Source organism: Achromobacter aloeverae, assembly GCF_004121055.1.
GTDB classification, from domain to species: Bacteria; Pseudomonadota; Gammaproteobacteria; order Burkholderiales; family Burkholderiaceae_B; genus Bordetella_C; species Bordetella_C aloeverae.
This window is the reverse complement of the sequence record NZ_PYAL01000002.1, coordinates 454,147-469,210: the sequence shown is the minus strand read 5'-3', so window position 1 is coordinate 469,210 and position 15,064 is coordinate 454,147. Positions and strand designations below refer to the sequence as shown.

Annotated in this window: 13 protein-coding genes; 3 read left to right on the top strand and 10 right to left on the bottom strand. The window is 67.8% G+C overall.

All coding sequences use genetic code 11. The annotated features are described in order from the left end of the window. Positions 1 to 17: 17 nt before the first annotated feature. The 8 genes from C7R54_RS09035 to C7R54_RS09000 form a co-directional block, all read right to left on the bottom strand. Positions 18 to 776: a FadR/GntR family transcriptional regulator gene (locus tag C7R54_RS09035; protein WP_129149858.1), complete on the bottom strand. Its 759-nt coding sequence runs from the start codon at positions 774 to 776 to the stop codon at positions 18 to 20. A 21-nt stretch (positions 777 to 797) separates the two neighbouring features. Continuing rightward, positions 798 to 1,598 carry an SDR family NAD(P)-dependent oxidoreductase gene (locus C7R54_RS09030; protein WP_129149857.1) on the bottom strand — a complete coding sequence of 267 codons (801 nt, stop codon included), beginning with the start codon at positions 1,596 to 1,598 and terminating at the stop codon, positions 798 to 800. Positions 1,599 to 1,681: 83 nt separating this feature from the next. Further along, positions 1,682 to 3,079 carry a 2-oxo acid dehydrogenase subunit E2 gene (locus C7R54_RS09025; RefSeq protein WP_129149856.1) on the bottom strand — a complete coding sequence of 466 codons (1,398 nt, stop codon included), beginning with the start codon at positions 3,077 to 3,079 and terminating at the stop codon, positions 1,682 to 1,684. Next, positions 3,079 to 5,268: an alpha-ketoacid dehydrogenase subunit alpha/beta gene (locus C7R54_RS09020; protein WP_129149855.1), complete on the bottom strand. Its 2,190-nt coding sequence runs from the start codon at positions 5,266 to 5,268 to the stop codon at positions 3,079 to 3,081. The genes C7R54_RS09025 and C7R54_RS09020 overlap by 1 nt, the downstream gene beginning before the upstream one ends. A gap of 8 nt (positions 5,269 to 5,276) precedes the next feature. Next, complete coding sequence (locus tag C7R54_RS09015) at positions 5,277 to 6,068, bottom strand: SDR family NAD(P)-dependent oxidoreductase (RefSeq protein ID WP_129149854.1); 792 nt, start codon at positions 6,066 to 6,068, stop codon at positions 5,277 to 5,279. A gap of 159 nt (positions 6,069 to 6,227) precedes the next feature. Next, entirely contained in the window at positions 6,228 to 6,701 is a 474-nt protein-coding gene (locus C7R54_RS09010) for a hypothetical protein (protein WP_129149853.1), read from the bottom strand. Between the two features lie 226 nt (positions 6,702 to 6,927). After that, the gene (locus tag C7R54_RS09005; RefSeq protein WP_192903621.1) at positions 6,928 to 7,905 is read right to left on the bottom strand and encodes a tetratricopeptide repeat protein; all 978 of its coding nucleotides are present in this window, start codon (positions 7,903 to 7,905) and stop codon (positions 6,928 to 6,930) included. A gap of 169 nt (positions 7,906 to 8,074) precedes the next feature. Further along, on the bottom strand, positions 8,075 to 9,844 hold the full coding sequence (locus tag C7R54_RS09000) for a uracil-xanthine permease family protein (protein WP_129149851.1): 1,770 nt from the start codon (positions 9,842 to 9,844) through the stop codon (positions 8,075 to 8,077). Between the two features lie 321 nt (positions 9,845 to 10,165). Here C7R54_RS09000 and C7R54_RS08995 point away from each other — a divergent pair, with 321 nt between their 5' ends. Further along, positions 10,166 to 11,035, top strand: a complete 870-nt coding sequence (locus C7R54_RS08995) for a PhzF family phenazine biosynthesis protein (protein WP_129149850.1) — start codon at positions 10,166 to 10,168, stop codon at positions 11,033 to 11,035. On the opposite strand, the gene C7R54_RS08990 is transcribed toward C7R54_RS08995, so the two are convergent. Beyond that, positions 11,032 to 12,105: a sensor domain-containing diguanylate cyclase gene (locus C7R54_RS08990; RefSeq protein ID WP_192903620.1), complete on the bottom strand. Its 1,074-nt coding sequence runs from the start codon at positions 12,103 to 12,105 to the stop codon at positions 11,032 to 11,034. The two genes, C7R54_RS08995 and C7R54_RS08990, sit on opposite strands and share 4 nt — an antisense overlap. A 188-nt stretch (positions 12,106 to 12,293) precedes the next feature. Here C7R54_RS08990 and C7R54_RS08985 point away from each other — a divergent pair, with 188 nt between their 5' ends. Further along, entirely contained in the window at positions 12,294 to 13,070 is a 777-nt protein-coding gene (locus C7R54_RS08985) for a transporter substrate-binding domain-containing protein (RefSeq protein WP_129149849.1), read from the top strand. 16 nt (positions 13,071 to 13,086) lie between these two features. Here C7R54_RS08985 and C7R54_RS08980 read toward each other — a convergent pair whose 3' ends face one another. After that, a complete protein-coding gene (locus C7R54_RS08980; RefSeq protein ID WP_129149848.1) occupies positions 13,087 to 13,569 on the bottom strand; it encodes a PaaI family thioesterase in 483 nt (160 codons plus the stop codon). Between the two features lie 97 nt (positions 13,570 to 13,666). Here C7R54_RS08980 and C7R54_RS08975 point away from each other — a divergent pair, with 97 nt between their 5' ends. Then, complete coding sequence (locus tag C7R54_RS08975; RefSeq protein ID WP_129149847.1) at positions 13,667 to 15,043, top strand: aminotransferase-like domain-containing protein; 1,377 nt, start codon at positions 13,667 to 13,669, stop codon at positions 15,041 to 15,043. Positions 15,044 to 15,064: the final 21 nt, after the last annotated feature.

Sequence of the window (15,064 nt, the reverse complement as noted above, 5' to 3'; positions counted from 1 at the left end):
GATAGGCCGCTGCTGATTCAGCCGCCCCGCCCCTGGTACAAGGCCAACCGGGTGGCGGCGTTGTTCAGGTGGGCGGCGGCCGCCGCGCTGGCCGCGTCGGCATCGCCGGCCTCGATCGCGCGCAGGATGGCTTCATGCTCCTGCTGCACCTGCAGGACCCATTGCGCCGACCGGGTGCGCGTGTTCTTGCGCGCCAGGCGGATCATGCGCCGTACGCGAGCATCCAGGAAGTCCGAAAACGCCATGAAATAGCGGTTGCCGCTGGCGCGGACGATGGCGCGGTGGAATTCGCCGTCCTCGTCGGCGCCGTCACCCGCGTCCCGCGTCACATCGTAGAGCCGCGCATAGGCCTGCTGGATGTCACGCAGTTCCCGCGCGCCCCGGCGTTCCGCGGCCAGGCGGGTGGCCGGGACCTCCACCGACAGCAGGAACTCGAACAGTTCGCGCAGGTCTTCGCTGCTTTCGACGTTGGGCTCCAGCCGGAATACATTGCTGCCGGCGGGATTGACGAACTGGCCGCGGCCCTGGTGGGCGATCACCAGGCCGTCGGCCTTAAGCAGCGACATGGCCTCGCGGATCACCGGACGGCTGACGCCATAGACCTGGGCCAGCTCGGCCTCGGAAGGCAGCTTGTTGTCCTCGTCGACGATATCGCGCCGGCCGATGGCGCCGCGCAGGCGCTCGGCCACTTCCGCCGGCAGCGTCGCCGCGCGCGCGATCGGCGGCTCCGCGCGCAGCGCGGCGAACGAGGGGGGTTTCTTCGCGGCATCGGTCATCGGGGTTCCTCGGTCAACGGGCTAGCCGGGCACGTACAGCCCGCCATTCACGTGCAGCACTTGCGCCGTAATGAAGCTGGCGTCGTCGCTGCACAGGAAGGCGATGGCTGTCGCGACCTCCTGGGCGCGGCCCAGGCGCTTCAGCATGGACTGCGATACCGATTCGTCGGCCCGCGTCTTCAGCAGCTCCGCCACCATGGGGGTCTCGATGATACCTGGAGAAACGGCATTGACCCGCGTGCCGGGGCCGAGTTCGCGGGCGATGCTGCGGGTAAAGCTTAGCAAGGCGCCCTTGGACGCGCTGTAATGCGCGTTGCGCAAGGCGCCACGGTGGGCTGCCATGGAACTCAGGTTGACGATGGCGCTGCCCGCGCGCAGCAAGGGCACCAGCCGCTGCGTCAGGTAGAACACGCCGTCCAGGTTGATGGCCAGCGTCTTGCGCCATTGCTCGTCGCTCATGTCGGCCAGCGGATCGGCGGGGTAGATGCCCGCCGCGGGCACCAGGAAGTCCACCCCTCCCCACGCGGCGCCGACGCGCGCGGCGGCGGCTTCCGCGTCGCGGGGCGAGGCGACGTCCATCGCATGGGTCAGTACGCGGGCGGCGGCGAGGTCCCGCGACAGGACGTCCTCGACCTTGTCGGCGGCGGCGCGCTCCGGATCCGCGCCCAGCTCGCGCGCGAGGTCGGCCAGGACGGACGCGTCGCGGTCGATCAGGTACAGGCGGGCGCCGTTGTCATGGAACAAGCGCGCCACTGCCCTGCCGATGCCGCCCGTGGCGCCGGTCAGGACCAGGACGCGGTCCTTGAAGTCATACTTGGTCATGGCATTTCATCCAGAACGGGTCTGTCGTTGCGGGAATGATCCCCGCGCCGGCCGCCGGCGCCGCGTGCGGGGCTATCCCTGGTTCATACAAGCATGGTCGCCGGGCGTTCCATGTACTGCTGGAACCGTCCCATCCACTTGGCCGCCAAAGCGCCGTCGATCGCGCGGTGATCGACGGATAGCGTATACGTCATGACCACACCCGTATCGAGCCGGCCGTCGGCGTCGACCACCGGAACACGATTGCTGGCGCCCACGGCCAGGATCGCCGACTGAGGCGGGTTGATGATCGCGGCGAATTCCGTCACGCCATACATGCCCAGGTTGCTGATGGCGAACGTTCCTCCCTGGTACTCGCGGGGCAGCAGGCGGGACGCGCGAGCGCGGGACGCCAGCTCGGCCATGGTCGCGCTCAGCTGCGTCAACGACATGGATTCCACCGCGTGCAACACGGGCGTGATCAGCCCGCCGGGCGTGGCGACGGCGACCGCGATGTCGACCTGGCGATAGCGCTGCATGGCCGTCTCCGTCCAGATGACATTGGTGTCGGGCAAGTCCCGCAAGGCGCAGGCGGCGGCCTTGATGATGAAATCGTTGACCGAGAACTTGCGGACGGCGTGGCTGTCCTCGTCGTGCCCGCCATGCTCGCGATGATTCAGTTGTTCGCGCATGGCGAACAAGGCCTCCATGCGGCAGGTCCCGCGCAGGTAGAAATGGGGGATGTGCTGTTTGCTTTCGGTCAGCCGCCGCGCGATGGTGGCGCGCATGGGGGAGTGAGGGAGGGTTTCGAACGCGGCGGCGGCCGCGTTCCGGCCGACGGACCCGGCCTGTTCCGCCTGGTCCCGTTCTGCCTGGGCCCGCTCTATATCCCGCTTGATCACCCGGCCCGCCGGACCGCTGCCCTGCAATGCCTCCAGCGGGATGCCGGCCTGCCGGGCGAGCTTGCGCGCCAGGGGACTGGCGAAGAAGCGCTCCGGCGTCGGGGCCGGAGCCTGTGACGATGGCGTCGAGGCATGGCTTGCCGGGGCAGGTGCCGGTGGGGGTGCCGGTGCAGGTGCCGGTGGGGGTGCCGGTGCAGGTGCTGGTGCCACGGGTGTGGTTGCGGGTGCCGCCAATGTCGATTCCATTGCAGGGGCCAGCGGCACGGATACAGCCGCGGAGGTAGCCGCGGGCGCGACTGCGTGCCCATTGCCGCCTCCCGCTTGCTGCGCGAGCCAGGCCTCCATCGCATCCGCCGACTCTCCCGGCGTCAGCACCACCGCCACGGCGGCGCCCACCGCCACCTGCTCCCCGGCGCGCGCCAGGCGGCGCGCCAGCGTCCCCGCCGCGCCGGCCTCCAGGTCCACGACGGCCTTGTCGGTCTCGATACTGGCCACGGCGTCACCAGCCGCCACCGCAGCGCCCTCCTCCACCAGCCACTCGACCAATTGCGCGGCGGCGGCATTCGCCGAAATCTCCGGCATGCGTATCAAGGTGGGCATCACGCGGCTCCCTGGTTGGCCATGACTTCGCGCAGCGCGGCGACGACCTCGTCGGTGCGCGCGGCGGCCGCCCGTTCCAGCACCTTGGAGATGCTGGGCGCCGCCAGCCCGCCCGTCACCCGTTGCACGGGTTGATCGAGCCAATCGAAGTAGCGGCGCTGGATCTCGTCCGCCAGCCACCCGCCATAGGATGTCCCGCGCGCGCCCTGCTCGACGATCAGCACGTTATTGGTCTTGCGTATGCTGGCGCCCAGCGTCTCCCAATCCAGGCTGGCGCGGTCCAGCCAGCGCAGGTCCACCAGGTCGCCACGCAGGCCGCAGCGGTCCATCGCCTCGGCGGCATGCCCCACCATCGACAGGTAGGCGACCACCGTCACGTCGGGACCGCTGCGCCGCAGCGCGGCCTTGCCCACCGGCAGGAAATAGTCATAGTCGTCGACCGGGCCGGGTCCCTGGCTGTTGTACAAATCGACGTGCTCGATGACCAGCACGGGATCGCGGCATTGCAATGCCGAGTTCATCAATCCCACATAGTCGTAGGGATTGGACGGCGCCACGATGCGCCATCCCGGACACGTCGCGAAAATCCCCGCTGGGTCCATCGAATGCTGGGACCCATATCCCGTCCCCATCGCGACTTTCGTGCGCAGCACCAGCGGCACGTCGTCGCGGCCGCCGAACATATGGCGTACCTTGCCGATCTGGTTGAACACCTGGTCGGCCGCCACCCACATGAAGTCCGGATACATGAACTCCACCACCGGCCGATAGCGGCCATCCAGCGCCATGCCGCCCGCCAGCCCCACGAAGGCATTCTCGCTGATGGGCGTTCCCAGGCAGCGGTCCGGATAGCGTTGGGCGAGCCCGCGCGTGGCGCCGTTGGTTCCGCCCTTCAGGCGGTGCACGTCCTCGCCCATCACCACGATGCCCGGATCCTGCTTCATGCGCCTGTCCATGACATCGGCCACCACATCGATGAATGGGCGCTCGGCCTGCCGCACCAGGCCGCTATCGTGATCCGCATAACGCAAGCCCTGCATCTCCGACAGGTCGCCCAGGATGCCGACGTCGCGAAAATCGGTGGACGGCCACAAGGCCGGACGGATGCGGCGCTTGCCCTCCCCGGCCTGGGGATCGTCCTCGGTCAATGCCGCCACGGCATTGCGCATCGACTGCCGCACGCGCTCGCGCAAGGCCTGCACGCCCGCCTCATCGATCAGGCCGCGCGCCTGCATGCGGACCGCCATCAGGACCAGCGGATCGCGGGCGCGCCACGCCTGCTCCTCTTCCTTGGTCCGGTACCCGAAGGCGCTGCCCGCATAGGGTCCGTTCTGGTGAAAAAACCGGTAGACATCGGCCTCGATCACCGTGGGTCCCTTGCCGGCGCGCATATGATCCAGCGCCGCCTGCATTGCCAGGTGGACCGCCAACGGGTCCATGCCGTCGACCTGCCAGCTGGGTATATTGAAGCCCAGGCCGCGTGCGGAAAGGCGCGGCTCGGCGGTGCTTTCCTCCACATGGGTGGATACCGCGTAACGGTTGTTCTCGATGAAGAAACACAAGGGCAGCTTCCAGGCGGCCGCCAGGTTCATCGTCTCCAGCACCGAGCCGATATTCACCGCGCCGTCGCCGAAATAGCTGATCATCACCGCGTCGCTGCCGGCATGGCGCTGTGCCCAGGCCTGTCCCGCCGCCATGGGAACGCCGCCGCCGACGATCGCATTGGTACCCAGGGCCCCCGCTTCGGTCCAGCGCAAATGCATGGAACCGCCCCGGCCGTTGCAGAACCCTTGCGCCAGGCCCAGGATCTCGGCCAGCGTCCGTTGCAGCAAGCCCTGGACAGCGGGCGCCAGTTCGGCGCGCGGGTCGATGCCGTCGGGGCAGAGGTAAGCGAGCGACTTCGACAGGAACTGATGATGGCCGCGATGCGAGCCGTTGACGCCGTCCTGCGCGCGCAGCGTCACGATGGATCCCGCCGCGCCGCCCTCCTGCCCGATGCTGGAATGCGCCGGTCCGTGCACCAGTCCTCGCGCGGCCAGGTCCAGGACAGTTTCCTCGAATCCGCGAATCAGGTGGCAATGGGCCAACAGGGTGCCCAGCAAGGCGGGGGCCGCGTTCTCCCAGTCCTGGTCGGTGGTCGTCAGCGCGGTCCAGGAAGAGCGCGGGGTCAGGGGCGTCAGTTGAGGCATGGCGATTCCTACAAGTATCCGTTGGCGGTCCAGCCACCGTCGGCCAGCATGGCGTGGCCGGTCACGTAAGCCGCGGCATCCGAGGCCAGGAAGCAGGCCACGCCGGCCACCTCCTTGGGCGTACCAAGGCGCCCGGCCGGCGTGCGAGCCTGGATGCGGCTTTCATCCAGGGCGCCGCGCGCTATCAAGGCATCCACCAACGCGGTCCGGACGTAGCCCGGGCACAGCGCATTGACGCGTATGCCCAGCGCGGCCCACTCCACGGCCAGCGACTTGGTCAACGCCACCACGCCGGCCTTGGCCGCGCAATAAGCCGCCCGCTCCGGCGCGGCCACCACGCCATACATCGACGCCGTATTCACGATCACGCCGCCGCCGGATGCCGACATCAGCCGCGCGGCCTGCTGGCAGCAATAGAACACGCCGGAAAGATCGATATCGATGGCGCGCCGCCAATCGGCCGGCGCCAGGTCCAGCGCCGGCTTGTTCATCGAAATGCCCGCGTTGTTCAACAGGACATCCAGGCGTCCGTAATGCGCGCGCACGGCGTCGAAGGCCCGCGCGACCTGGACATCGTCGGACACCGAAGCGACGACGCAAAATGCCTCGACGCCGGGATGGTCCTGTTGCAGCTGCTCGCGCGCATTGGCCAGCCCGGCGGCGTCGATGTCCAGCAAGGCCAGGCGGGCCCCCTGCTCGGCAAAGGCATCGAGCATGGCGCGTCCTATTCCTTGCGCCGCGCCGGTACACAATACGACCCGGCCGGCATGCTTGCCGGCCGCCTCCTCGGAAATCGCCATGGCCTGTCTCGTATGTAGGAATTATTGGAGACGTCCGCCGCGGGGGCCAGGTAGCGCGCCTATGGAGAACGTCATGGCGCACAGCTTATCCGTATATCAAGTTATCTTACAACCACGGGTTTACGCTAGGTCACCAATTTGCACGGAGGCCTCCCCAGCTTATCGTCGCGGCCAGAGTCGGCAATACGTCTGGCTGTCCTCAAGATTGGGACCCACGCTGCCATCGGCCCGGACTACCTTGATCCAACCGTTGGGATCCGACTTCGTCGGCGTATCGCCGCAATTGTTGTGGACCCAGTGGATGCCGCCTTCGAAGGGAATGCCGCAGACTTCCAGCCGGTCGCCGACCGCGATCGCGTCCAGCGGCGCAGGCACCGCCTTGGAGTTGGGCCGATAACCCGACGCGAAGACGTTGTCGATCGCGACGTCGTAGGTCTGTCCGGCCTGGTCCTTCAACGTCAGGTGCGTGTGCGACAGTTCGACGCCCTTCTTGTACATCCCATGCTTGAACTTCGGCGCGGTGACGACCTGGCCCAGCAGCAGCTTGCCGCCGGCCGCCCGGCATTCGCGCGCATCGCTGGCGTGGGCGGCCCCCGACGACAAGGCCAGGGCGGCCGCTAGGACGGCCCCCATGCAGGCATGGGTTCGTACGCGCGGGCGGCGGCCCGGAGCAAGGGATAAAGACGGCATGAACATTCCTCAGGCTATTCGTCGGTGAACCGGTAGGTCTATTCGAACATTCCGGGCCCAGCCGCGGCAATGCGACGGACTGCAGCGGCCGATGATGCGTGGCCTGCCATAAGTGGCCTGCCATAAGTGGCCTGCCATAAGGGATAGGACGCCCGCAGCGATGACCCGATCAGGTCCAATCGTCGTCGGATCCGCCGCCACCGCCATCCCAGGAATCACCGCCGTCGCCCGACGCGTCGCCATTGTTCCAGGGATAGTCGATATTCCAGGTCTGGCCACCGCCATCGTCGCCGTTCTTCAGCTTGCGGGTGGGGTCGTCATCGTCCCATGAATCCGCATCGCGCAGGCCGAAGTCCCTGCCGCCCATGTCATAGCCTGCTTGCGTGGCATCGTGTGCGCCGGCGTCGCGCGCCACGCCGCCGTCGGCGACATTGCCCGACGCCGTGGCCCCGCCGTGCAATACGCGATTCATCAGCGCCTCGCCCGCGACCATGCCTGCGCCGACGGCGGCCCCGGTAGCGAGGCCGCCCAAGATGCCGGAGCCCGCGCCGCCGGCCACGGAGCCAGGGGCAGAGCCAGGCCCGCCGGGATAGCCATATCCGCCTTGGGGGCCCGCAGGCGGCGGACCGCCATAGGGCGATGACGTGCGCACGCCGCCGCCCTGGCCATAGGGACCGGGCCCCGCCGCGGCATAGGCGGCGCGGCGGCGGGCTTGCAGGACCAGCGACACGATGATCGCCAGCCCCGCGATGCCCAGCACCATGCCCCAGGGAATGCCGCCGGACGCGCCGCCCGCCCGCGATGCGCTACCCGAGGCGATCCGCGAACGCAGTTCATCCACGGCGCCGGGCTTGGCAAAGCGCTGGCTGGGATCCAGGCGCAGCGCGGTGCTCAACTCCTCCTGGGCCTGCTGCAGCTTGCCCTGCTTGCCCAGCAGCTCCGCTTCCACGAAATGCGCCTTGGCGCTATTCGGATGGTCGCGCAGGATCTGGTCCATCATCTCCTGGGCCTGACGATAGTTTCCGGCCTGTGCGGCCTGGTAGACCTGGTCCGGCGTCGCGTCGGCGGCCAGTGCATTGCCGCCGATGAGCAGGCAGGCGGCCAGCAGGAACGATCCTGCAATGGATCTCGAATAAGCGGGGTACATGGTGAGCCCTCCCATAACCCCCGTAAGATAAGGGCAAAGGCAGGAAGTTCAATGCGGCAAGCCCGCGCCAATACTCTCGCCCGACTGCGGGATGCGGGCGCGTGTCGCCGGGCGCGTTCCCGGCAGCACGCTGACAGAACACTGACAGGCAGTCCAACGCCTTGCCGGCTCAATGATCGAAATGCAGCAACAGGTGCCCTTCGCCGCCGCGCGCACCCACGACCACGCGATCGGCCCAGTGCCGCACCAGCGTGTTCGACACCCGCGTCACCGCCGCTTCGATGGCGGCGTCGAAACCCTGGTCGTCCAGATCGTCGACGGACAGTGGCGGCGTGGCGCCGCCCTGCTTGCTGGGCAGCACCAGCGCCGGGCCGTCGTAAAGCAGCTCGATATCGAAATTGAACTCGTCGAACATGCCGCGCAGGCCGCACAAGCAGCGCCGTTCATCCTGCTGCAGGACGTCCACGGCCTCCAGGGCGGCCATGGCGGCGCGCTGCACGACATCACGCCGCGCGCCCCAGGCCCCGCCCTGGCGCTCGACGAAGGCGATCACCTGCTCTCCGATCGGCGTGGCGCCCGGCTCGAACGCGCGCTGCACCTGGCGCGCCGTACCCAGGCGAAAAAACAGGTTCAGGACGATGGCGGTCATCCCCGCGACGATGAACCCGCTGCCCACCAGCAATTGCAGCGAATGCGGCGCGTGCCTGGGCAGGGCCGGCAGGAACATGACGGCCAGCCCCGCGCACAAGGACAAGCCCACCGTGAAGATGCCCCGGCTGTCCACCGCTCGCGACGCAATCAACTCTATGCCCGAAACGATGAGAAACGCCGCCGCATACAATTCCACCGCGCCCAGCACGGCGGTGGGAATCAAGGTCAGCGCCAGCGTCACCTGGGGCAGGAAGGCAATGGCCGCCATCAATGCCGCGGTCAGTAAGCCGATGCGGCGCGCGGTCGAGCGCGTGGCGTGGCACAGCGCGATATTGGCCGAGGAAATGGCCGTCGGGTATCCGCCCAGAAGGCTGCCCAGGACATCGCCCAGGCCGTTGGCCTGGACGCCACGGCCGATACTGCGCATGTCCGCGCGCCGCCATTCTGCATCCTCGATTTTTTCCATCATGATGACGCTGCCGACGGTGTCCAGCTGCGACAGCACGGAGATCAAGCCCACCGCGATCAGCAGGTCGGAGGTCACCGAGAAATCGGGGGGATGTATCGTCGGCAAGGCCATCCATGGCGTTTGCGACAAGGCCGCGCCGCCATGCATCTGCCCGCACATCGCCGCCGTCGCCACGCCCGCGCCGATGCCGATCAACAGGGCCAGCAAGCGGACGCTGCGCGTGCCCCATACCGAACACAGGATGATGGCGCCCAAGGTCACGCCGGCGATGGTCAGGCTGGTGCCGTCGATGACGCCGTCCGCATCCAGCCCCAGCGCATGGCGCACCGACACGCCGACCAGCGAAATACCGACGAAGCAAACCACCACGCCGGCCACGGTAGGAGGGAATACCGCCCGCAGCCGCTGCATCAATGGGCTGATCGCCAGGGCCACCACGCCGCCGACAAAGGTCAGCGTGGCCATCCCGCCCATGCCATGACGCTGCATGGCGATGGCCGCGAAGGTAATCATGAAAGGATTGGGCATGTGCACCAGCAACCGGCCCGCGCCCGCCCTGCCGCCCCAGGCCTGCATGGCGGTGGCGATCGCCATGCCGACAAGCGTCACGGACAGCAGCGATTGGGTGTCCGCCGTGTTGAGCTGCGCACTGCGCGCGGCGGCCAGCAGGTACGCAACCAGCGCCAGCGCCGTGGCCAGGTGTTGCAGGGCGAGCAGGCCCAAGGTGGCGCGCGGGAGGCGGTCGTCGGAGCCATAGATGAGATCGGTGGGACGTCGGCGGGGCGGTGGAACGACAGGTGGCAACAAGGTTGTGGACATATCGCTCCAAGGTTGGGCCGGCAAAAAAGGCGATTCTATTACCAGCTTCGCGCGTGGACTTCAATCAGTGTGATTCTGGTTTTGCTCCGCTTTTTACGCTATTTGGGACTCACGCGACCACCGGCGATTTTTCGACGACCGTCCTGCGAGCCTTGATATGCCTGGATCGCACGACTTCGGTTTTCTAGCATTACAGATGGCGACTGGCACGCCGGGCAGGGAGGTCGATGCGCGATGCAAGCAGGCGGACTGATTCACTTCCGGTGAAGGAACGTGATCCATCCTACAATCACTCGTCCCAACATTTACCGGCACTCCGACATGGCTTCCTACGCGTTTCGTCTGCTCAACGTCTTCGCCGAATCAACGTTCGGCGGCAATCAATTATGCGTATTCGAGGATGCGCGTGGCCTGGACGACGCCACCATGGCGGCGCTGACCCTGCAGTTCAATCTGTCCGAGACCACTTTCATCCTGCCCTCGGACCAGGCCGATGCGCGCGTGCGCATCTTCACCCCCGGGTATGAGATGCGCTTTGCCGGACATCCGACGCTGGGCACCTCGCAGGTCGTGCGCGACCTGCGCGCGACGGGTCCGTCGCTGAAACTGGAATTCCTGGCCGGTGTCGTGCCGGTGTGGGCGCAGGAAGACGTATGGACGTTCACCGCCCCGCAATCCGGACCGCCAAAGCATCGCGCCGAACCCATGCCGCCCGCGCAATTGGCGGCCATGCTGGGCCTGCGCGAGGACGATCTGCTGGACGCGCCACGCTGGATCGACACCGGCGCCGACCAACTGCTGGTGCCCTTGCGCAGCGCCGAGGCCGTGCGCCGCGCCGCGCCCGACAGTGGGCGCTTCGATGCATGGCCGGCCAGCAGCCTGGGACGCAAGACGGCGTATGTATTCGCCTTCGAGAAGGAGCCTGCGGGCGATCAGCCCGGGCAGGTGCTGGCGCGCTATTTCTTCAGCAAGGGCGGCGCGGTGGTGGAAGACCCGGGCACCGGCTCGGCCTGTGCCAACCTGGGCGGCTGGCTGCTGCAACAGGGGCGCGCCTTGCCGGCGCGCTACCTCGTCAGCCAGGGCGAGGCGGTCGGCCGGCCGTGCACGCTGCGCCTGCACGTGACGCAGGACGGGCAGGTGCAGGTGGGCGGACGCGTGATCGAGATCGGACGCGGAACGGTGACCCTCTAGGCGTCGTGCCCGGACGCCCCGCCCTTGCGCAGGCGCTTCATTTCATACATGCGGCGATCGGCCAGGCGCACGGCCGCTTCCGCGTCCACGTCATGCGGATTGACCGCCACCACGCCCGCGCTGGCGCCCGCATAGTCGATGTCGTGCGCGACGATGTGATAGCGCCCGACCGTGGCGCGGACCAAGCGGTCCTGCACCGCCAGGGCGGTGCCCAAGACAGTGGCGGCCAGGCCGGCCGAGCCGTCGCCTGCGGGCGTGGCCGGCGCGGTCGGGTCCAGTTCGGGGCCCGGGCCGACAAGCAGGAACTCATCCCCGCCCATGCGTCCCAGCATGTCGCTCGACCGGATGCCGTCGGCCAGGCGCCGGGCGACTTCCTGCAGGAAGATGTCGCCGGCCTGGTGGCCATGGGTGTCGTTGATGGACTTGAAACCGTCCAGGTCCAGTATGCCGACGATCACGCCGCGGTTGGCGCGGCGTCCCTGCGCCAGCAGTCTTTCCAGTTCGTCGTAGAGCGCGCGCCGGTTGGGCAATCCGGTCAGTGCATCGGTCAAGGCATAGGATGTCAGGCGCTCATTGGCGACCTGCAATTCTTCCACCAATTGTTCGCGCTGGATGAAGATTCCGACCAGGTTCGAGAACAGTCTCACCAATCCCTCTGTGTCCGGTCCCAGGGGCTTGCGCTCGGCGCTGCACGCGCACAAGGTGCCCAGCAACTCGCCCTGGCCATTGCGGATCGGGGCGCTGAGGTAGGTCTTGATGCCCAGCGCCCGCGCGGCTTCGGAGTCGCCCCATTTGCAGGGAACATCGTCCGTGTTCATCACGCCCTCGTCGAGGGCGCGCTTGCACAGCGTGTCCTCCCACGGCACCACCATGCCCTCGGGGATGGTCAACGCACCGACGTTGCGCGCATAACGGGTTTCCTGCACGCCCTGGTCCAGGTCGATCGATGTCAGGAAGGTCGACTCCAGGCCCGTGGCATCGCCCAGCATTTGCAGCATCGGGCGCGCCAGGTCGTCGAGCGAACGGGCGCGCGGCAGCGCGTTGGAAAGTTGGGAAAGAATGCGGTCCAAGACTCACCTTGTTGACGGATAGGACGCTCCAATTTAGCAAAAAGCGTGCACGATCCTTCCGCGCGTCATCCGCCAGCCGGCGACGGACCAAGGGTTGCCCCTCTCTCGTGGCGCGATGGCCTGGATTACTATCGGTCGGCGCCATGGATCGGCGCCATGTTTCCCCATACTCCCATTCGAGGCTGGCCATGAAAATCCGAACGATCGCCGCATTGCTGCTGTCCACCGTCGCCGTCACCGCCCAGGCCCAGTCGGCACCCGCCACGCTCGCGCGCGTGACGCAGAGCGCCACCTTGCGCGTGTGCACGCCGGGAGACTACAAGCCCTTCAGCTTCCAGCACGCGCCCGGCGACTTCGAAGGACTGGATATCGACCTGGCCCAGTCACTGGCGGCGTCCTTGAATGCCAAGCCGCAATTCATCAAGACCACCTGGGCCAACCTGCTGCCCGACTTCGTCGCGGGCAAATGCGATATCGCCGTCGGCGGGATCTCCGTGTCGCTGGAGCGGCAGAAGCAGGCCTATTTCAGCGCGCCCTACATGATCAACGGCAAGACCCCCATCACGCGCTGCGAGAACGTCTCGAAGTACCAGACCATCGCCGCGATCGACCAGCCGGGGGTACGGGTGATCTTCAACCCCGGCGGCAGCAACGAAAAATTTGCCCGCAGCCAGCTCTCGCACGCGAAGCTGACCCTGCACGGGGAGAACGTCACCATCTTCGACGAGATCATCAAGGGCAACGCGGACGTCTTCGTCACGGAGGCGGCCGAAGCGATCGTCCAGAGCAAGCTGCATCCCGAACTGTGCGCGGTCAATCCCGACAAGCCGCTGCAATATGCGGAGATGGCCTATCTGCTGCCCAGTGGCGACGAGGTCTTCAAGCGCTACGTCGACCAGTGGCTGCACTTGACGCAGGCCAATGGGGAGTATGCGCGCATGAGCGCGAAGTGGCTGGGCAAGTAGGCAGCCGGCTGGCCCGCTAGCGCCCCCGCGCCCGCTCCCCGCGCAGCGTCATCACCACGCTGGCGATGGTGGCCACGGGCTTGCCGTCCTCCCGCAGGATGTCGCAGACATAGTGGCTGACGGTGCGTCCGCCATGCGCGGCGCGGGCGTGGGCTCGCAGGCGTTCCCTCCATACCGGACGCAGGAACGTCGCCTTCAGGTCGATGCTGGTAAAGGACTCGCCCTCCTGCATCAGCGTCGAATGCGCAGTGCCGATGGCGGCGTCCGCCAGCTCGCACAACATGCCGCCATGCACCGTGCCCTGTTGGTTGCCATGGAGCGCGGCGTCCGCGTCGAACTCGATGACCGCCATGGCGGGTCCCACATCGACCAAGCGGAAATCCAGCAATTGGGAAATGGCGGTGGGGTAGCGCATGAAGGTCCGGGCGCCGGCCGGCAAGGCGCCATCGATCTGGCGGCGCAGGAAGTCGAGGATAGGCAGGGGCGCGGGCGTGTCCATGGCCGGGCGGTCTCCGAGGTGATGAGGTGATGACGTGATGGCGCCCAGCCTACCGGCGTAAACTATGACAATCAAAAAATTGTCCCAGGTACGCACCATGGCTCATCAAGCAAGCGCGTCCTCCGCCCCGGAGACGCCGGCCCCGGGCGCCGATACCCTTGCCCAGCTCCTGGCTGACGACATCCGCGCCGGCAGGCTGGCGCCCGGTACGCGCCTGCCCACCCATCGCGACCTGGCCGCGCGCCACGGGATCGCCGTGGCCACCGCCACCAGCGCCTATGCGCGGCTCAAGGCCATGGGCCTGGCCGTCGGCGAAATCGGCCGCGGCACCTTCGTGCGCGACCGGCCGCTGCGGCATGAGTGGGATCCTGCCGACGAATCGCGCCGCAATGCCGGCGCCGCGGACCTGTCCTTCAACCATCCGGACTGGCCGGGCCAGGGCGAGATGCTGCGCGACGCCCTGCGCCACCTGGCCGCCGGCGGCGACCTCGCCGCCCTGCTGCATCAACAACCGCCCGGCGGCCGCCGTCATGATCGCGCCGCGCTGCGCGACTTCCTGGCGCGGGAACGCCGCATCCAGGCCGATGTGGAAAGTCTCTTCCTCGTCAACGGTGCGCAGCACGGCCTGGACTGCGTGATAGGCGCCCTGCTGGCGCCCGGCGATGCCGTGGCCGTCGACGCGCTGACGTATCCAGGCTTCAAGATGGCCGCCGAGGCGCGCGGGCTGTCGCTGCATCCCGTACCGGCGCGGGCCGACGGGCCCGACCTGGACGCGCTCGATGCCCTCTGCCGCCGGCACCGCATCCGCGCCATCTATAGCATGCCCACCCTGCACAACCCCTTGGGCTGGATCATGACCGACGCGCAGCGCCAGCGCCTGGTCGCGCTGGCGCGCCGCCACGACAGCCTGATCATCGAGGACGGCGTCTACGCGCATCTGGCCGCGAACGCGCCCGCGCCCCTGGCGGCGCTTGCGCCGGAGCGCACGGCCTATGTCTCCAGCCTGTCCAAGAGCCTGGCCAGCGGCCTGCGCTACGGCTATGTCTGCGTGCCGCCGGATGCGGCCGGGCGCGTGAAGGCGCATATCCGCGCCAGCCACTGGAGCCTGCCGACGCTGATCACGACGCTGGGCACCCGCTGGATCGCCGATGGAACGCTGGCACGCATGGAGGAACGCCAACGCGGCGACGCGCGGCAACGGCAGCACCACGCGCGCCAAGTCTTCCAGGGCATGGACCTGGTCGCGCATCCGGAGTCGCTGTTCCTATGGCTGCCGCTGCCGCAGGAGTTGCGCATGGACCGGATCGCCCGTGCGCTCGCGCAGCGCGATATCGCGGTATCCAAGGGCGAGGCCTATGCCACCACCCGCCACGCCCCGCACGCGCTGCGCCTGGGACTGAGCTCGGTACCCTTGGATGACCTGGCGGGCGTGCTGCGCGTCGTGCGCGAGACGATAGAAGGGTTTCCGCCCTGAGGCGCGCGGCGCCGCTTGCCG